This is a genomic window from Rhizobium sp. AN6A, from assembly GCF_900215635.1.
Classification (GTDB): Bacteria; Pseudomonadota; Alphaproteobacteria; order Rhizobiales; family Rhizobiaceae; genus Agrobacterium; species Agrobacterium tumefaciens.
In genome coordinates this window covers 1,336,845-1,354,159 of sequence record NZ_OCNC01000004.1, presented here as the reverse complement: position 1 = coordinate 1,354,159, position 17,315 = coordinate 1,336,845, and the positions used below count along the sequence as shown (strand labels likewise).

17 protein-coding genes and 1 pseudogene are annotated in these 17,315 nt (G+C 57.9%); 12 read left to right on the top strand and 6 right to left on the bottom strand.

What is annotated here, in order from left to right; all coding sequences use genetic code 11:
• Nucleotides 1-4 precede the first annotated feature (4 nt).
• From CRO62_RS19140 to rsmI, 5 genes are all read right to left on the bottom strand, one after another.
• A complete protein-coding gene (locus CRO62_RS19140) occupies nt 5-979 on the bottom strand; it encodes a carbohydrate ABC transporter permease (RefSeq protein ID WP_179784575.1) in 975 nt (324 codons plus the stop codon).
• Nucleotides 980-1,063: 84 nt separating this feature from the next.
• Nucleotides 1,064-2,362 (bottom strand): extracellular solute-binding protein, encoded by a 1,299-nt coding sequence (locus tag CRO62_RS19135; RefSeq protein ID WP_003514712.1) that lies wholly within the window; start codon nt 2,360-2,362, stop codon nt 1,064-1,066.
• A gap of 133 nt (nt 2,363-2,495) precedes the next feature.
• On the bottom strand, nt 2,496-3,056 hold the full coding sequence (locus CRO62_RS19130; RefSeq protein ID WP_097101240.1) for a sugar O-acetyltransferase: 561 nt from the start codon (nt 3,054-3,056) through the stop codon (nt 2,496-2,498).
• Between the two features lie 14 nt (nt 3,057-3,070).
• Nucleotides 3,071-3,439 carry a YraN family protein gene (locus CRO62_RS19125; RefSeq protein ID WP_097101238.1) on the bottom strand — a complete coding sequence of 123 codons (369 nt, stop codon included), beginning with the start codon at nt 3,437-3,439 and terminating at the stop codon, nt 3,071-3,073.
• The gene (rsmI, locus tag CRO62_RS19120; RefSeq protein WP_097101236.1) at nt 3,429-4,370 is read right to left on the bottom strand and encodes a 16S rRNA (cytidine(1402)-2'-O)-methyltransferase; all 942 of its coding nucleotides are present in this window, start codon (nt 4,368-4,370) and stop codon (nt 3,429-3,431) included. The genes CRO62_RS19125 and rsmI overlap by 11 nt, the downstream gene beginning before the upstream one ends.
• A gap of 267 nt (nt 4,371-4,637) precedes the next feature.
• Between rsmI and dnaN the strand changes: the two genes are divergently transcribed.
• The 6 genes from dnaN to CRO62_RS19090 all read left to right on the top strand — a co-directional run bounded on the left by dnaN (nt 4,638) and on the right by CRO62_RS19090 (nt 9,359).
• A complete protein-coding gene (gene dnaN, locus CRO62_RS19115) occupies nt 4,638-5,756 on the top strand; it encodes a DNA polymerase III subunit beta (protein WP_003514704.1) in 1,119 nt (372 codons plus the stop codon).
• A gap of 197 nt (nt 5,757-5,953) precedes the next feature.
• On the top strand, nt 5,954-6,547 hold the full coding sequence (pmtA, locus tag CRO62_RS19110) for a phospholipid N-methyltransferase PmtA (protein ID WP_003514702.1): 594 nt from the start codon (nt 5,954-5,956) through the stop codon (nt 6,545-6,547).
• Nucleotides 6,548-6,640: 93 nt separating this feature from the next.
• Nucleotides 6,641-7,237, top strand: coding sequence for a histidine phosphatase family protein (locus CRO62_RS19105; protein ID WP_097101234.1), 597 nt, complete (start codon nt 6,641-6,643; stop codon nt 7,235-7,237).
• A gap of 4 nt (nt 7,238-7,241) precedes the next feature.
• Entirely contained in the window at nt 7,242-7,949 is a 708-nt protein-coding gene (gene pyrF, locus CRO62_RS19100; protein ID WP_097101232.1) for an orotidine-5'-phosphate decarboxylase, read from the top strand.
• A 20-nt stretch (nt 7,950-7,969) separates the two neighbouring features.
• Nucleotides 7,970-8,257, top strand: a complete 288-nt coding sequence (locus CRO62_RS19095; RefSeq protein ID WP_003514697.1) for a DUF1330 domain-containing protein — start codon at nt 7,970-7,972, stop codon at nt 8,255-8,257.
• Nucleotides 8,258-8,378: 121 nt separating this feature from the next.
• A complete protein-coding gene (locus CRO62_RS19090; RefSeq protein ID WP_097101229.1) occupies nt 8,379-9,359 on the top strand; it encodes a complex I NDUFA9 subunit family protein in 981 nt (326 codons plus the stop codon).
• 605 nt (nt 9,360-9,964) lie between these two features.
• Here CRO62_RS19090 and CRO62_RS19075 read toward each other — a convergent pair.
• Nucleotides 9,965-10,771, bottom strand: coding sequence for an undecaprenyl-diphosphate phosphatase (locus CRO62_RS19075; RefSeq protein WP_097101225.1), 807 nt, complete (start codon nt 10,769-10,771; stop codon nt 9,965-9,967).
• Nucleotides 10,772-10,928: 157 nt separating this feature from the next.
• On the opposite strand from CRO62_RS19075, the gene CRO62_RS19070 reads away from it, so the two are divergent.
• The 6 genes and pseudogenes from CRO62_RS19070 to CRO62_RS19045 all read left to right on the top strand — a co-directional run bounded on the left by CRO62_RS19070 (nt 10,929) and on the right by CRO62_RS19045 (nt 17,306).
• Entirely contained in the window at nt 10,929-11,621 is a 693-nt protein-coding gene (locus CRO62_RS19070; protein ID WP_003514689.1) for a glutathione S-transferase family protein, read from the top strand.
• A 76-nt stretch (nt 11,622-11,697) separates the two neighbouring features.
• Nucleotides 11,698-12,849, top strand: a complete 1,152-nt coding sequence (queG, locus tag CRO62_RS19065; RefSeq protein ID WP_097101223.1) for a tRNA epoxyqueuosine(34) reductase QueG — start codon at nt 11,698-11,700, stop codon at nt 12,847-12,849.
• Between the two features lie 3 nt (nt 12,850-12,852).
• Nucleotides 12,853-13,725, top strand: coding sequence for an SDR family oxidoreductase (locus CRO62_RS19060; RefSeq protein WP_097101221.1), 873 nt, complete (start codon nt 12,853-12,855; stop codon nt 13,723-13,725).
• A 427-nt stretch (nt 13,726-14,152) separates the two neighbouring features.
• Nucleotides 14,153-14,521: a septal ring lytic transglycosylase RlpA family protein gene (locus CRO62_RS19055; protein ID WP_097101218.1), complete on the top strand. Its 369-nt coding sequence runs from the start codon at nt 14,153-14,155 to the stop codon at nt 14,519-14,521.
• Between the two features lie 61 nt (nt 14,522-14,582).
• A pseudogene (locus CRO62_RS19050) lies at nt 14,583-15,873 on the top strand (RsmB/NOP family class I SAM-dependent RNA methyltransferase).
• 155 nt (nt 15,874-16,028) lie between these two features.
• Nucleotides 16,029-17,306, top strand: coding sequence for an imelysin family protein (locus CRO62_RS19045; protein ID WP_097101216.1), 1,278 nt, complete (start codon nt 16,029-16,031; stop codon nt 17,304-17,306).
• The last annotated feature ends 9 nt before the right edge of the window (nt 17,307-17,315 follow it).

The following is a 17,315-nucleotide window of genomic DNA, read 5'->3' as shown; positions in this document are numbered from 1 at the left end:
TCCCTCAATTGTAATGGATGCGTTTTTCGATGAAGCGGAACTGGATGATGGTCAGAACGAAGACGACCAGCATTAGGATGACGGACTGGGCAGAAGAACCGCCGATGTCATTGCCACGGAAACCATCGAGAAAGACCTTGTATACCAGCGTAATCGGATTGTTGGCGGCCTTGTCCTTCACCATCACGTCGATAATGCCGAACGTATCGAACAGCGAATAGGTGATGTTGATGATCAGCAGGAAGAAGGCAGTCGGTGCCAGAAGCGGCATGATGACTGTCCAGAACCGGCGCACGCCCGATCGGCAATCGATGGCGGCGGCCTCGCGCACGGCGACGGATACGCCCTGCAATCCGGACAGGAAGAAGATGAAATTATAAGGGATCTGCTTCCAGACCGCGACGGCAATCATGGCGAAGGCCGTATCGAAGTAGTTGAGGCCAACCTTCATATCCCAGCCCAAAAACGCAGCCATCTTGACGAAAGGCCCGATATGCTGGTCGAAAAACATCATGCCGATGAGACCCGCAACCGGCGGCGCGATGGCGTAAACGGAGATCAGCAACGTCTTGTAGGCGGAACTGCCGCGAATAACCGCATCGGCTTTGACCGCAAGCAAAAGACCGAGCGCCAGCGAAAAGAAAGTGACCAGCACGGTGAAGACAACCGTGAATTTGGCGATGTTGAGATATTCCGGATTGAAGATGGCATCGGAATAATTGGCGAAGCCCACGAACGTTGCACCGAACCCGAAAGGGTCTTCGATAAAGAACGACGATTGCACGGCCTGAACGGAAGGCCAGTAGAAGAAGATGAAAATCACCGCCAGCTGCGGCGCCAGAAACAGATAGGGCACGTAGGACGAGGAGAACTGCACGCGCTTCATGCTGGCTTCTGCGGCCTTCGCCATTTTTCCGGTTTTTGCAGACCGGCCGGATAGAAACCGGGCCAGACGCGGTTGAGACGATGTATAGGCCACGCTTGCGCCTCCTTAATCCAAGAGCGAGCCTCCTTTCCGGCGGAAAGGAGGCTCGACAACTATCGTTGGTTTCGAAAAGGGAGATCAGCCAGCCGTTTTAGCGAAACGGGCGAGAAGATCGTTGCCTTCCTTTTCGATGATGTCGAAGGCGTCCTTCGGCGTTACTTCGCCGGAGAAGATGCGGTTGTATTCGCGTTCCATGATGGAGCGGATCTGCGGGTAGAAACCGAGGCGGTAGCCCTTGGACCATTCGCCTGAAGGCAGCGACAGCTGCTGGATACCGACTTCGGCGGCAGGCTTTTCCTTGTAGAAGCCTTCAGCCTTGGCCTTTTCGTAAGCAGCCGTGGTAATAGCGACGTAACCGGTTGCCTTGTGGTAGAAGACCTGGATTTCCGGCGAGGTCAGGAACTGGAAGAAGTCAGCCACGCACTTGTTTTCGGCCTCGGACTTGCCCGACATTGCAAAGAGGGCAGCGCCGCCGATGAAGGAGTTGGTGCCAGCGCCCTTGATGGAGCCCCAGTAGGGAAGGAAGGTTGCCGAGAACGGCATGGACGCCGTCTTCTGCAGGCCACCGAACGAACCCGAGGAACCGATCCAGAGGGCAACCTTGCCTTCTTCGAAGGGCTTCTGGTTGTCGTTCCAGCCGGCGCCGTAGTAGGCAAACAGACCCTTGTCTTTCCAGTCCTTCAGCTTGTCGAACATCATGACGAGGTTCGGGTCGGTGACCTTGAGCTTGGTGTCGGTGACGCTGTCGTAACCATTGTTGTTGGTTGCGAACTGGATGTTGTTGCGGGAGAAGAAGTTCTCCGTGAACTGCCAGGTGAGCTGCGACTGGACGAGCGGGATGTAGCCGGCTTCCTTCAGCTTCGGTGCGACCTTTTCAAAGTCTTCCCAGGTCTTCGGAGCTTCGACGCCGGCCTTCTTCAGGGCTTCGTCGTTGACATACATGATCGGCGCGGAAGTGTTGAAAGGCATGCCAACGAACTTGCCGTCAGCGGCAGCGTAGAAATAGCGGACGCCGTTGATGAAGGCTTCGCGGTCGAACTTGTAACCGGCCTTGTTGATGAGGTCTTCCGCAGGAATGACAGCGCCCTTGGCGTTGATGATGGTGGCAGCGCCAGCATCGAAAACCTGGAGAATGTTCGGCTGTTCGCCCGAACGGAAAGCAGCGATGCCGCTTGCAAGCGCTTCTTCGTATGAGCCCTTGGAAACCGGCGTCAGAGCGCATTCCTTCTGGGCTTCGTTGAACTTCTGCGAAACTTCGTTGATGACTTCGCCGTTACGGCCGCCCATGCCATGCCACCAAGTGATGTTGGTCGCTGCCATGGAAGACGTTGCCGAAATGCTGACCGCCACTGCGGCCATGGAAATCTTCTTCAACATTACTAAATCCTCTCCACCATTTATTGGGATGAGGATGCGAATAGAGACGTTCCATGACGCCTCTTTAACGGTTTTATGTCAGATTTATTACAGTCCCTGCGATAGGGACTCCATTCTTCCAGAAACGGATGTCTCAAGCGTCCTTGCGCTTTATCGGGCGAGCCGGATTTCCGACCACCGTCGTCCCGGCTAAGACATCCCGCGTCACCACCGAACCGGCCCCAACGATCGCGCCATCGCCAATCGTGATGCCGGCCAGAAGGATCGCGCCGCCGCCGATCCAGACATCGCGACCGATCGTTACCGGCTTTGCGATTTCAATGCCTTGCGAACGCGGAACCGGGTCCAGATGATGTTCAGCGCAATAGATCTGCACGGCCGGCCCCAACATCGCGCCATCGCCAATCCGCACGGGCGCGGAATCAAGAATGACGCAGCCGGTATTGAGATAGACGTTCGCACCCAGCGTAATGTTGAAGCCGTAAGCGCAATGAAACGGCGCTTCGATAAAGCCCCCTTCCGCAACGGAGGCAAAGAGCGCCCGCAGCAAAGGCGACATGGCCCCGCGCTCATCCGGCGGCGCGGTGTTGTGCTGGTGAACGGCACGGCGGGCGCGGGCGCGCAGCACGTCCAGTTCGGCATCCATGCAGCAATACCATTCGCCGGCGGCCATTTTTTCCCGCTCAGTGGACATTGCCTTCCCTCCCCTCAAAAAGCGTCGATGAAATGCTGCGGCAGGCGTCGTGGCAGGACTGCAACGATATCGAAACGCAACGAAAACCGCGCGGCATCCTTGCGGCGGGAGAGCCATATATCGGCAGCCGCCCGAATGCGCTGTTGCGAACGGAAGCCGACCGCATCGACAGCGCCGGCACCGGAGGGCCGCGCCTTGACCTCGACGATGGCGACGACATCCTTTTTGCGGGCAATGAGATCGATTTCCCCCAGCCGGGTTCGATAACGAATGGCGAGGATGCGGTATCCCCGAAACAGCAGAAAGAGTGCTGCCCAGTATTCCGCAGTGTGGCCGCGTTGCTCGGCCTTTCGTCTTTTGTTCGTTCGCCCGTCAGCGGCCATCCGCATCCTTCATATCCAGCAGCCGTTGATAAAGCTCCTTGCGCGGCAGGCCGGTCAGCTTTGCCGCCTCGGCTGCGGCCTTTGCGGCAGGCATGGTTGTGACGAGATCCTTCAGAAGTCTCTCGACATCCTCGATATCAGGAATTTCGTCATAAGAGGGCGGTTCTATCAGGAGCACGATCTCGCCCTTCACCACACGGTCCTCGTCGTAATATTCCGCAAGCTCGCCCAGCGTGCCACGCCGGAACTCCTCGAAAGTCTTGGTCAGCTCGCGGCACACCACAGCACGGCGATCGCGGCCAAGGACTTCCGATGCCACCTTTACGGAGGTGCCAATGCGGCGTGGCGATTCAAAAAACATGAGGGTGGCCGGAATTTTCGCAAGTTCGGCAAAACGGTCGCGCTTGCCGCGATCCTTTACCGGCAGAAAGCCCGCGAACAGAAAGGCGTCGCTCGGCATGCCAGAACCGACAAGGGCAGCAAGCGGCGCCGACGCTCCCGGCACCGGCACGACGCGATGACCGGCCTCCAGCGCGAGCTGACCGAGGCGATAACCGGGATCGGAGACGAGTGGCGTTCCGGCATCCGACACCAGCGCCACGGATTTTCCGGCCTCCAAAGCCGCGATGAGTTTTGGCCCCGCTTCCTGCGCATTATGCTCGTGATAGGAGAGCGGACGTGTGCGGATACCGTAACGCTCGAGCAAAATGCGGGTGACGCGGGTATCCTCGCAGGCAAGGACGTCGGCCGACGCCAGCGTTTCCAGCGCCCGGATGGTGATGTCGCCGAGATTGCCGATGGGGGTGGCCACGAGATAGAGCGCCGGCTCCAGCGGCCGCGCCGGAATAGTGGCCGTGCCGATCCTGAAGCTCTTGGTCGCCTGTCCGGCGTCGCTGTTCGATATTTCTTCCGTCACACGGCTTCCAATCATTCTGGCCGATCATTTACGGCCGGTCGTTCCAGTTTTACCCCTTTATGGGCAATAGAAAACAGGCGAACAAGGTCCACGGGCGGTCACAGGCTGTGGATCATGCTGTATAGCAGCAAAATGACCGGCGTCAGATGCACTCGGCTCTTGCATTTTCTGCAATAACTCTGCCATTTTGCCCGTCCACATTATCCGGCGTTCCGGCCGGTCAAGACTCTTCTTACCGATCCGGCGGTGGCCGGGTCGCAACGGTTGAAAGCGGTAGCGTCCATGCGTATTACTCTTGAGCGGTCGAACCTTCTTAAATCGCTGAACCACGTCCACAGGGTCGTCGAGCGTCGTAACACGATCCCGATCCTGTCCAACGTTCTGCTGCGCGCATCCGGCGCCAATCTGGATATGAAGGCGACCGACCTCGACCTCGAAATCACCGAAGCGACGCCGGCCATGGTGGAGCAGGCGGGCGCGACCACCGTGCCGGCGCATCTGCTTTATGAAATCGTGCGCAAGCTGCCGGATGGTTCCGAAGTGCTTCTGGCCACCAATCCGGATGGCTCCACGATGACGGTTGCTTCCGGCCGTTCGAAATTCTCGCTGCAATGCCTTCCGGAAACCGATTTCCCGGATCTGACCGCCGGTACCTTCAGCCACACCTTCAAACTGAAGGCGACCGACCTGAAGATGCTGATCGACCGGACGCAATTTGCGATTTCGACCGAAGAGACACGCTATTATCTGAACGGCATCTTCTTCCACACCATCGAAAGCAACGGCGACCTCAAGCTGCGCGCAGTCGCGACGGACGGTCACCGCCTTGCGCGCGCCGATGTGGATGCGCCTTCCGGCTCCGAAGGCATGCCGGGCATCATCATTCCGCGCAAGACCGTCGGCGAATTGCAAAAGCTGATGGACAATCCCGAACTTGATGTCACCGTCGAGGTATCGGACGCGAAAATCCGCCTGACCATCGGCTCGGTCGTTTTGACCTCGAAGCTGATCGACGGCACTTTCCCGGACTACCAGCGCGTCATCCCCACCGGCAACGACAAGGAAATGCGCGTCGATTGCCAGACCTTCGCCCGCGCGGTCGATCGCGTGTCGACCATCTCTTCCGAGCGCGGCCGCGCCGTGAAGCTGGCTTTGACCAACGGACAGCTGACGCTGACCGTCAACAATCCGGATTCGGGCAGTGCGACGGAAGAAGTGGCTGTCGGCTACGACAATGATTCGATGGAAATCGGCTTCAATGCCAAATATCTCCTCGACATCACCTCGCAGCTTTCCGGTGAAGACGCGATTTTCCTTCTGGCGGATGCGGGCTCGCCGACGCTCGTTCGCGACACCGCCGGCGACGATGCGCTTTATGTTCTGATGCCGATGCGTGTTTAAAGTGGACTTTTTTTCTTCAAATCAATCAAAAAACGCCGGTGGATCGCTCCACCGGCGTTTTTTGATTCGGCGCAGACAGATTTCTAACGCTAAACGAATTTTTCCAATTACGACATTTTGCCTTGTTTTAGCGCCAAATGAGATCAACAGTGCGTAACATTTTTTTGACAATGACCAAAATACATCCGAGGGGAATTATGGCACTCAACCTGAAGCAACGCTTTGAAAGAAAATTTGAGGAAGAAATCCGCTTTTTCAAAGGCATGGTCAGCCAGCCGAAAAAGGTCGGAGCCATCGTCCCGACATCCTCCATCACGGCAAGAAAAATGGCGAGTGTCATCGACCCCCATTCCGACCTGCCAGTTCTCGAACTCGGCCCCGGCACCGGTGTCATCACCAAGGCCATTCTGGCACGCGGCATCAAGCCTGAGCGCCTGACGGCCATCGAATATTCGACCGATTTCTACAATCAGCTTCTCAGAAGCTATCCGGGCGTCAACTTCATCAATGGCGATGCCTTCGATCTGAATGCGACACTTGGCGAGCACCAGGGCCAGATGTTCGACAGCGTCATTTCCGCCGTACCGATGCTGAATTTCCCGATGGCCGCCCGCATCAAACTTCTCGACGAATTGCTGAAACGCGTGCCGCATGGCCGCCCCGTCATACAGATATCCTACGGTCCGATTTCCCCGATCGTTGCGCAGCCGCATCTCTACCATATCCGCCATTTCGATTTCATCGTGCGCAACATTCCTCCGGCGCAATTGTGGACCTATACGCGGGCCTGATCACACGGCAGAGTGGGTAAGGCCGTCATTTCCCGGTCGTGACAGATGGTTAGGGTCCTGATTTGCCCTTCCATCGCCATTGAGGACCGTCCCATGCATGCCCTTTACATTACCCATCCCCAGGTCCGGATCGATCCGGAGGTTCCGGTTCCGGAATGGGGACTTTCGGACTTGGGTGTACAGCGGGCGCTTGAGGCAAGCCGCATGCCATGGGCACGCGCATTGCGCCGGATCGTGTCGAGCGCGGAAACCAAAGCCATCGAAACCGCCCGAATCCTTGCCGAAACATCCGGTGCGGAGATAGAGATCATCGAGGCGATGCATGAGAACGACCGGTCGGCCACAGGCTTCCTGACGCCGCCGGAATTCGAAAAGGCTGCCGACTGGTTTTTTACCCATCCGCAAGAAAGCTTTCACGGCTGGGAACGGGCAATCGATGCGCAGGCGCGAATTGTTAACGCCGTGAGGGCTGTTCTCGACCGGCACGACCCGCAACAGCCGATTGCCTTTGTCGGCCATGGCGGCGTCGGCACGCTTTTGAAATGCCATATCGAAGGCGTCGGCATCAGCCGCAGCAAGGACCAGCCACCCGGCGGCGGCAACCTTTTCCGGTTCCCAATCGCCGAATTTTCACTTGCAGCTCAGCGCCCCACATGCGACTGGACGGCAATGGAAACATGGCAGGGATAAGACAATGACCGCGCGCGAAAAACTGATCGTCGGGCTCGATGTTCCGACTGTGCAACAAGCTGAAGACATCGTGTCGAAGATCGGCGATGAGGTTCTGTTCTACAAGATCGGCTATCAGCTGGTATTTGCCGGCGGTCTCGAATTCGCCCGCGACCTTGCCCAGAGCGGCAAGAAAGTCTTTCTCGACATGAAACTGCTCGACATCGACAATACTGTCGCCTCCGGCGTCGAAAACATCGCCCGCATGGGCATGTCGATGCTGACCCTGCATGCCTACCCGAAAGCCATGCGCGCCGCAGTCAAGGCAGCCGAAGGCTCCGGCCTCTGCCTGCTTGGTGTCACCGTGCTAACCTCGATGGACGACGCCGATCTTGCCGAGGCCGGCTATGCATCGGATGCCCGTTCGCTGGTGCTGCGCCGTGCGGAACAGGCGCGCGAGGCGGGCATGGGCGGCATCGTCTGTTCGGCAGAGGAATCGACGGCGGTGCGTGAAATCCTTGGCCCCGACCTTGCCGTCGTCACCCCTGGTATTCGCCCGGCCGGTGCCGAGGCGGGAGACCAGAAGCGCGTGATGACACCTTTCGACGCCATCAGGGCCGGTTCGAGCCATCTGGTTGTCGGCCGCCCCATCGTCAGAGCAGAAGATCCGAAAGCAGCAGCCCGCGCCATTCTTGACGACATGCTGCGCGCCAGCTTTCCGGCAAATCAATAAGGACCATCGGAGGAGACGAAATGGCAAAGGGTTACTGGATCGCGCGCGTCGATGTACGCGACAACGAGCGCTACAAGGACTACGTCTCGACAGCGAAGCCCGCTTTCGAGCGGTTCGGCGCCAACTTTCTGGCCCGCGGCGGTGCGTTGACCGAACTTGAGGGCAAGGCACGCGCACGCAACGTCATCATCGAATTCCCCTCGGTGCAGCACGCGATCGATTGCTACAACTCGCCCGAATACCAGGCGGCGGCCAAAATCCGTCAGGAAGTCGCTGACGCGGAGATGATGATCGTCGAAGGAATTTGACGGTCGTCAACCGCATTTCCGAAACTAGTCCCGGGCCTTGTGACAACGTCTCTTCACGCGCGCACGGCTTTGGGCTAAGAGACTGAAAAACGCTTTATCGACAGCTTCTGAGGAGCCTCCCATGACCTTGGCCAACCTTCCACCCCTCGTCACCGTTTTCGGCGGTTCGGGTTTCGTCGGGCGGCATGTCGTGCGGATGCTCGCCAAGCGCGGTTATCGCATCCGCGTGGCCGTGCGCCGTCCCGATCTTGCTGGTTTCCTGCAGCCACTCGGCAATGTCGGCCAGATCTCGTTTGCCCAGGCGAACCTGCGGTATCGCGACTCCATCGCCAAAGCCGTCGAAGACGCCGACCACGTGGTCAATTGCGTTGGCATTCTGGCCGAAAGCGGCCGCAACACCTTTGACGCCGTGCAGGAATTCGGCGCGAAAGCCATTGCCGAGGCAGCCCGCAACGCCGGTGCAACGCTGACGCATATCTCAGCCATCGGTGCCGATGCCAATTCGCCGACCGGCTACGGCCGCACAAAGGGCCGCGCCGAGGCAGCAATCCATTCCGTTCTGCCCGGCGCCGTGATCCTGCGTCCTTCGATCATCTTTGGACCGGAAGACGACTTCTTCAATAAATTCGCCAAGATGGCTCGCAGCCTGCCGTTCCTCCCGCTGATCGGCGGCGGAAAAACCAACTTCCAGCCGGTCTATGTCGAAGATGTAGCGGAAGCCGTTGCCCGCAGCGTGGATGGCAAGCTGAAGCCCGGCGCCATCTATGAACTGGGTGGTCAGGACGTCATGACGTTCCGCGACTGTCTCGAGGCGGTTCTTGCCGCAACCTACCGTCAGCGTCCTTTCGTCAACCTGCCTTTCGGCGTCGCCTCAATGATCGGCAAGATCGCGTCGCTGGTGCCGCTGATTACGCCGCCGCTGACTGTCGATCAGGTGACCATGCTGAAAAAGGATAATGTCGTTTCCGCTGACGCGGAAAAGAACGGCCTGACCCTGGAAGGCATCGGCATTACGCCCGTTCGCGTTGCTTCCGTCCTGCCGTCCTACATGGTGCACTATCGCCCGCACGGACAGTTCTCGAACGCCGGAAAAGCAGCATAAGCCTACCGTCGTGCATTAACGATCTGGACGAAAGCGGGAACCATTCCCGCTTTTTGTTTTTGCGCAATTCAATCGCAACCAAACCGCTATTGGCGCATTTTCCCCTCAACTGAAGGGGAGGTGCACCATCGACTGAAGCTGTTTTGAACAGCCGGGTAAAAGTTAACGGCCAAGTGGCCTCCACAGCCAAGCGTGGCACAAGCGCAACTGTGGAAAAGACTTCGCATTAACCCGGTATTCAGCAAGCCGCTTTATTGATAATGGCCACATTCCTAACATATCCAGAACCCTCACTTCACACACGGCGGCGTAATCCGCGCGAACGAACGTCTGAAAGGCAATAATAAAATGGGCAGATCTATCGCACTCTTTTTTGCGTGTGCGGCTTTGGTGGTTCTGGCGGGTTCTTTCATGGCGCCGGGCACGGTTGCAGCGGGCAAGAGCGGTTGCGCTCCCGCCTACGGTGTCGACCCTTGCGCAACGGCTTCGATCAGCACGAACTGATCAGCTTTCACAAGTCTCAAATAAAAAGCGCCTCCGGATTCTCCGGGGCGCTTTTTATTTTGTCCGTGTATTAAAAACGAACGGCTATTTTAAAGCTCGGCTCAACGGTAGAGCAGAAGTGCCACCAGACCCAGCGAGCCGATGATGATGCGCCACCAGGCAAAGGGTGCAAAACCGCGTCGCGAGACGAAGTCCAGCAGCGAGCGCACGACGAACAGGCCGGAGACGAAAGCGGCGATGAAGCCCACGGCAATCAGCGCGCTGTCATCGAAGCTCAGGGCATCGCGGTTCTTGTAGAGATCGAGCACAAACGCGCCGAGCATGGTCGGCATCGCCAGGAAAAACGAGAATTCGGCGGCGGAGCGCTTGTCCGTGCCCATCAACAGCGCGCCGACAATGGTGGCGCCAGACCGGGAGGTGCCTGGAACCATCGCAAGGCACTGGAACAGACCGATCTTGAAGGCAAGCGACGGCGGATAATCCATGATATCGGTATATCTGGGCTTCAGCGGCATCCGGTCGACGGCCAGCAATATGATGCCGCCGATAACCAGCACTATACAGATGAGGATGGGCGTTTCGAACAGCACCGTCTTGATGAAATCATGCGCCAGAGCGCCGATCACCGCCGCCGGCAGGAAGGCGACAGCGACAGCCAGCACGAAGCGGCGCGCCTTGGCACTTGTCGGCATCGCCACGGCGATCGACACAAGCTTCTGAAAATAAACAAGAAGTATAGCAATGATCGCGCCGAGCTGGATGAGAACGGCAAAGGTGTTGCCCGGCGATTTGAAGCCGAGAAAATGCCCGGCCAGCAGCACATGCGCCGTTGAGGAAACGGGAATGAACTCCGTCAGACCCTCGATAATGCCCAGCAAAAGCGCGCTGATGATCGATTGGTCACCCATGAGGTATCCTTTTTTCAGGGGAAAGCGGGAAGGGAAAGCAATTGCGTTAAACTTGTTTTAAAGTAGCCAAGCTCTTATAGCGTCTTGATGAAGCGAAACTGAAAAAGTTTTCCGGCAATTGTCGATCATGACAACCAATCGTAAAAATTGAGTACCGATGCCAACTCTCTATCACTCTCCGATGTCGACCGCATCCCGGTTCGTTCGTCTGATCCTTTCGGAATACGGGTTCCAGACCGATCTCGTGGAGGAGCAGCCGTGGGAAAGAAGGCGGGAGTTTCTGGCGCTGAACCCAGCGGGCACCCTGCCGGTCTATCTCGATGACAATATGCGCTCTCTCAGCGGTCCTTACGTGCTCGCCGAGTTTCTCGACGAAACGCACGGGGTTTTGAAGCGTGACAGGCGATTGCTGGCGGAAGACCCGTTTCAGCGGGCGGAAATCCGCCGCTTGACGGAGTGGTTCCTGCAGAAGATGGAAAACGACGTGACCAGGCCGCTGGTGCGGGAACGGGTCTATAAATTGCAGATGACGGCCGCGCAGGGTGGTGGCCCCCCGGATTCCAAGCTTCTGCGCACCGCCCGCAATAATGTTCGTCAGCACATCAAATATCTCGAATGGCTGGCGGGTTCGCGTACGTGGCTGGCGGGCGACCGGTTGAGTTATGCCGATCTGGCCGCGGCCGCCTCTGTCTCGGTGCTGGATTATCTCGGCGAAATCAACTGGCTCGAAGCGCCCATTGCCAAGGAGTGGTATCAGCGACTGAAATCGCGCCCGTCATTCCGGCCTTTCCTCAGCGAGCGCATTCCGCGCCTTGCCCCCTCCTCCCACTACGCCGATCTGGATTTTTAAACCCCCGCTCCCGGTTATTTGCTGCGGCATACGCTAAGAGTATATATGTCGCTCTTAACCCGCAGGAGAAACGACCATCGACGTTGCCAGCGACAAGCAGCGGATACGCGCTCGCAAACTGACGGACTTCGTTCGTCAGGAGGCGCTTTCGCTCGGCTTCGATCTCTGTCGTATCACCGCGCCGGACAGTATTCCGCTGGCACCGGAACGGCTGAGGCAGTTTCTTGACAAGGGCTATCATGGCACGATGGCGTGGATGGAGGAGACCGAGGCCCGTCGCGCCGAGCCGAAAACGCTGTGGGGCGACGTGCGCTCCATCGTCATGTTCGGGCTGAATTACGGGCCTGAGGAAGATCCTCGCGGCGTTCTTTCCAAATCCGACAAGGCAGCCATTTCGGTCTATGCCCGCAACCGCGACTATCACGACGTCATAAAAGGGCGACTGAAAGAAATTGCCACCCGTTTTGCCGCGCGCGCCGGCGAGGACGTGAAGGTCTTCGTAGACACCGCGCCGGTGATGGAAAAACCGCTTGCCGCAGCCGCGGGTCTCGGCTGGCAGGGCAAACATACCAATCTGGTCAGCCGCACCCACGGTTCCTGGCTGTTTCTAGGCAGCATGTTCACCACCGCCGAGCTTTGTCTTGATGAGGCCGAGAAGGACCATTGCGGCTCCTGTCGGTCCTGTCTCGATGCGTGTCCGACGGCGGCCTTCCCCGCCCCCTACCAGCTGGATGCTCGCCGCTGCATCTCCTACCTCACCATTGAGCACAAAGGCGTCATCCCGCACGAGTTCCGGCCGATGATAGGCAACCGCATCTATGGCTGCGACGATTGCCTTGCCGCCTGTCCCTGGAACAAATTCGCGGCCAGCGCCTCAGAGATGAAGCTGCAGGCGCGCGAGGATTTGAAGGAACCTTCCATCGCCTTCCTGCTGACGCTGGACGACGCTGCCTTCCGCAGCTTCTTCAGCGGCTCACCGGTCAAGCGCATCGGGCGTAACCGGTTTATCCGCAATGTGCTGATAGCGGCTGGAAACTCGCGCGACGGGCAATTCGTGCAGCAATGCAAGTCTCTCGCCGAAAAAGATCCGGCACCGGAGGTGCGCGGCATGGCCGCATGGGCTTTGTCGCAACTTATGGACAGCGAGGAATTCCGTGCATACTCTGCCGGCCGCGCGCCGGAGCCTGATCCGGAGGCGGAAATGGAATGGCAACTGGCAGAGGCGTGACCCATGCATGTGATGATTTTCGGCGCAGGATATTCGGGCAAGGCCATCGCAAACGCGCTGAAAACCGAAGCTGCAACGATATCGGGCACCACGCGCAGCACAGACAAGTTCGCAAGCCTTGCTGCAACTGGCATGACACCCTTCCTGTTCGACGGTGCCCATCTCAATGACGATCTCATCACCACAATGACCAATGTCACGCATCTCGTGCAGTCCATCGCGCCGGGCAAGGATGGAGATCCACTGCTTGCACTTTTGGGCGACGACCTGAAGAGGCTTCTGCCCAAGCTTGAATGGATCGCTTATCTTTCCACCGTTGGCGTCTATGGCGACCATGACGGCGCATGGGTGGATGAGGAAACCCCGTGCCGCCCGGTGTCCGCCCGGTCCGTGGAACGCGTTGCTGCGGAAATCGCCTGGACTTCGGCGGCTGAAAAAGCGGGGGTGCCGCTTGCCATCTTGCGCCTTTCCGGAATTTACGGCCCCGGACGCAATAGTTTCATGAATTTCGAAAAGGGAACGGCGCGCAGACTGGTGAAGAAAGATCAAGTGTTCAACCGCATTCGGGTTGAGGATATTGGTGCGGCCCACGCCTTTCTGGCGCTGAGAAATGAACGCGGCGTTTTCAATGTGACGGATGATGAGCCCGCCCCGCCGCAGGATGTGGTGAGTTTCGCCGCCACGTTGATGGGCGTCGAGCCGCCTCCCGAACAGGCATTCGAGACCGCCGATCTGACGCCGATGGCACGCTCCTTCTACGGCGAGAACAAGCGTGTTTCCAACGCCAGGATACGTGGCCTCGGTTTCGATTTCAGCTTTCCGGAGTACAAAATCTCCCTGACACAATTGTGGGAAAGCGGCCTCTGGCGGGGCTGAAAATCCCCCAGTTAAAAGCGATGAAAAATCCTTCCAAACCCGTTTTTGAGGATGGTTTTCGTGGCTTTTCAGTCAATTAGGCTTTTATTAACCATGCAAAAATCGCTAAAATCGTAGCCATTAGAAAAATATTTCACTCACATTTCGTGAACTGGATTCACGAAGGCGTGACTTGTAACAGCATTTCGATTGAGCATTGATTCTGCGTCATTTTTTCCACTTTTCAACAATAAGGCACCGGCGACACCTTTCCGGCTAACGATCACGAATGTTACAGTCTGTAACATTTCGTGATTTGAGCTAAGCTTTTTTTCGCCATTTTTCCCTCGCCCTACAATCTCGCATTCAAACGCGTTCAGGCCAGACAATGGCCGTTTAGCAAGGGCACAATCAATCGGCGCGGGGCCGATTTTCAGGGAAGCACAGTTTGTTGAATATCCGTCGTATAACTTTCACCGTCGCAACTATAGCCGCCTGTTCCATCATTGCGCCTCTTCAGGCGAATGCGGCAAATGGTTGTGGAGGGGCATCGTGGTATGCGTTGAGCTCCAAGACTGCTTCGGGCGAGCGTATGAACGCCGCCAACATGACCGCCGCTCACCGCTCGTTGCGGTTCGGCACCAAGGTCAAGGTTACCAATGCCCGTAACGGCAAGGCCGTTGTGGTACGCATCAATGACCGCGGTCCGTTCATCAAGGGTCGCGTTCTCGATCTTTCCAAGGCCGCTGCCAAAAACATCGGCATGATCAGTTCCGGCACCGCCAAGGTCTGCTACGAGGTCGTCAGCGCCAATTGAGCCTTGCCCTTGCCGCCATTCGCGTCTACCAACCGGGCTAATCAGCAAAATGAGGTAGACAATGCGTTTGGGCGGGCGTTTGGCCGGAGCAATCGAAGTATTGGCGGATATTGAGGGACGCAGGCGTCCCGTTGCCGATGCTCTGAAGGACTGGGGACTTGCCCATCGTTTCGCAGGTTCGGGTGACAGGGCCCGCGATCGGCAACATCGTCTATGACGCGCTGCGCATGAAACTGTCACACGCCTGGCTGATGGATGACGACAGCGCCGCCTCGCTTGGTTATGCAGTTCTGCTGCGCCAATGGGGCAAGAGCTTTTCGGAACTGGCGGCGGAGTTCGACGGCGACAAATTCGCCCCTGCCGCGCCTGATGAAGAAAAGCAGAAAGCCTTTCTCTCCCGTTCTCTCGCCGACGCACCAGCCCATATTCAGGGCGACATTCCCGAATGGGTTCAAGCATCCTTCGAGACGGCGTTCGGAGAGGGCTGGCTTGCCGAGGCGCAGGCGCTGAATCAACGCCCGACACTTGATCTGCGCGCCAACACGCTGAAGGCCACTCGCGACAAGGTACTGAAGGCGCTGGAAGAGAGCGGTGCGGAAGCCACGCATATCGCCCGTCAGGGTGTCCGCATCCCCGCCGGCGAAGGCCCTTCCCGCCTGCCGAATGTGACCGCAGAACTGTCCTTCCAGAAAGGCTGGTTCGAAGTTCAGGACGAGGGATCGCAGATCGTCGCCGATCTTGCTGGCGCGCATGAGGGCGAACAGATCCTCGATTATTGCGCCGGTGGCGGTGGCAAGACGCTGGCCATGGCCGCCAGCATGAACAACAAGGGTCAGGTTCATGCCTTCGACGCCGATCGCAAGCGGCTCGCGCCGATCATCGAGCGGCTGAAACGAGCCGGCACGCGCAATGTGCAGGTTCATGACCGCGCAGCCGGACTTGTCCCCTTTCATGAAAAATTCGATCGCGTTCTGGTGGACGCCCCCTGCACTGGCACCGGAACATGGCGCAGGCGGCCTGACACCAAATGGCGGCTGACCACACGCAATCTGGAAGAACGGGTACAGCAGCAGGGCGAGGCCCTTTCGCAGGCCAAGGGTTTTGTGCGCCCCGGCGGCGAGCTGCTTTATGTCACTTGCTCGGTTCTGCCCGAGGAAAACGAGCAGCAGGTCACGCGCTTCTGCGAAGAAAATCCGCAATTCTATATCGGTTCGGCACTGGAACGCTGGCAGGCGACTTTTGGCGGCAATGCAAACAAACCGCATTCCTCTGACGGCAAGACAGTGACGCTGACGCCTGCAACTACAGATACGGATGGTTTCTTCTTCTGCGTAATGAAACGCAAAGCCTGAAACAGGTTTTACACGCGCTGATTTTACTTCGAAAAATACCGCGTAGCTTGTTTCAAAGCATTCTAAACTAGAATATTTGACACAAGTTTGCGATTGGGTCAGAACTCGCTTGCCGCAGCGTGAAGTTATTTCACGCCTGCCCAAGGAGAGGGATCATGATCCGCAAAACCATTCTCAGCGCGTCTTTCGCGCTTCTGGCCGCATCCGCGACCTTCACCGCACTTCCCGCCCGCGCTGCGACCGACGCCGCCGCTGTCGTCAAGCATTACGCCGACGTCGCGCATGCGAAATACGAGGATTCGCTGACCACGGCCAAGGCGCTGGACAAGGCAATCGACGCGCTGATCGCAACGCCGAGCGAAGGAACATTGAAAGCTGCACGTGAAGCGTGGATCAAGGCGCGCGTTCCCTACCAGCAATCGGAAGTCTATCGTTTCGGTAACCCTGTTGTCGACGCCTGGGAAGGCAAGGTAAACGCCTGGCCGCTGGATGAAGGCCTGATCGACTATGTCGACGGTTCCTACGGCACCGAGAGCGACGAGAACGAGCTTTACGTCGCAAACATCATCGCCAATCCGAAGATCAAGATCAGCGGCGAAGATGTCGATACCTCGAAGATCACCCCCGAACTGATCGAAAGCCTGCACGAGGCGGGCGATGTCGAAGCCAATGTGACCACCGGTTACCACGCCATCGAATTCCTGCTCTGGGGCCAAGACCTGAACGGCACCGGACCTGGTGCGGGCAACCGCCCCTATACCGACTACGACAAGAAGAATTGCACGAACGGCAATTGCGACCGCCGCGCCGATTACCTGAAGTCCGCCTCCACCCTGCTGATCAAGGATCTTCAGGAAATGGTGGACGCCTGGGCGCCGGAAGGCGAAGCCACCAAGACAGTGGAAGCCGACCCGAAAGCCGGCCTGACCGCCATTCTCACCGGCATGGGCTCTCTTTCCTATGGCGAGCTGGCAGGCGAGCGCATGAAGCTCGGCCTTCTGCTGCACGATCCGGAAGAGGAGCATGATTGCTTCTCCGACAATACCTATAATTCGCATCTTAACGACGCCATCGGCATCGCATCTGCCTATACCGGCGAATATACCCGTGTGGATGGAACGAAGATGACCGGCGCCTCGCTGTCGGAGCTGGTCGGCGCCAAGGACAAGGCGCTGAACGACGAGATGACGGCGAAGCTGAACAAGACGCTCGACGCCATGCATGCCATGGAAAAGCGCGCCCAGACCGTCGAGGCCTACGACCAGATGATCGGCGAAGGCAACAAGGAAGGCAACGCCGTGGTTCAGACGGCCATCGACGGCCTTCTCGACCAGACGAAAACCGTCGAACGCGTGATTGCGGCACTCGATCTCGGCAAGATCGAACTTGAAGGTTCCGCCAGCCTCGATAATCCGAACGCCGTCTTCAAATAAGAACCAATG

What these genes read in the sequence shown, in the direction of transcription:
- dnaN (WP_003514704.1), top strand. Translation starts at nt 4,638, where the DNA reads ATGCGTATTACTCTTGAGCGGTCGAACCTTCTTAAATCGCTGAACCAC.
- pyrF (WP_097101232.1), top strand. Translation starts at nt 7,242, where the DNA reads ATGACCGCGCGCGAAAAACTGATCGTCGGGCTCGATGTTCCGACTGTG.
- CRO62_RS19060 (WP_097101221.1), top strand. Translation starts at nt 12,853, where the DNA reads ATGCATGTGATGATTTTCGGCGCAGGATATTCGGGCAAGGCCATCGCA.
- CRO62_RS19070 (WP_003514689.1), top strand. Translation starts at nt 10,929, where the DNA reads ATGCCAACTCTCTATCACTCTCCGATGTCGACCGCATCCCGGTTCGTT.
- CRO62_RS19130 (WP_097101240.1), bottom strand. Translation starts at nt 3,056, where the DNA reads ATGTCCACTGAGCGGGAAAAAATGGCCGCCGGCGAATGGTATTGCTGC.
- CRO62_RS19135 (WP_003514712.1), bottom strand. Translation starts at nt 2,362, where the DNA reads ATGTTGAAGAAGATTTCCATGGCCGCAGTGGCGGTCAGCATTTCGGCA.
- CRO62_RS19045 (WP_097101216.1), top strand. Translation starts at nt 16,029, where the DNA reads ATGATCCGCAAAACCATTCTCAGCGCGTCTTTCGCGCTTCTGGCCGCA.
- CRO62_RS19075 (WP_097101225.1), bottom strand. Translation starts at nt 10,771, where the DNA reads ATGGGTGACCAATCGATCATCAGCGCGCTTTTGCTGGGCATTATCGAG.
- pmtA (WP_003514702.1), top strand. Translation starts at nt 5,954, where the DNA reads ATGGCACTCAACCTGAAGCAACGCTTTGAAAGAAAATTTGAGGAAGAA.
- CRO62_RS19125 (WP_097101238.1), bottom strand. Translation starts at nt 3,439, where the DNA reads ATGGCCGCTGACGGGCGAACGAACAAAAGACGAAAGGCCGAGCAACGC.
- CRO62_RS19090 (WP_097101229.1), top strand. Translation starts at nt 8,379, where the DNA reads ATGACCTTGGCCAACCTTCCACCCCTCGTCACCGTTTTCGGCGGTTCG.
- CRO62_RS19105 (WP_097101234.1), top strand. Translation starts at nt 6,641, where the DNA reads ATGCATGCCCTTTACATTACCCATCCCCAGGTCCGGATCGATCCGGAG.
- rsmI (WP_097101236.1), bottom strand. Translation starts at nt 4,370, where the DNA reads ATGATTGGAAGCCGTGTGACGGAAGAAATATCGAACAGCGACGCCGGA.
- CRO62_RS19095 (WP_003514697.1), top strand. Translation starts at nt 7,970, where the DNA reads ATGGCAAAGGGTTACTGGATCGCGCGCGTCGATGTACGCGACAACGAG.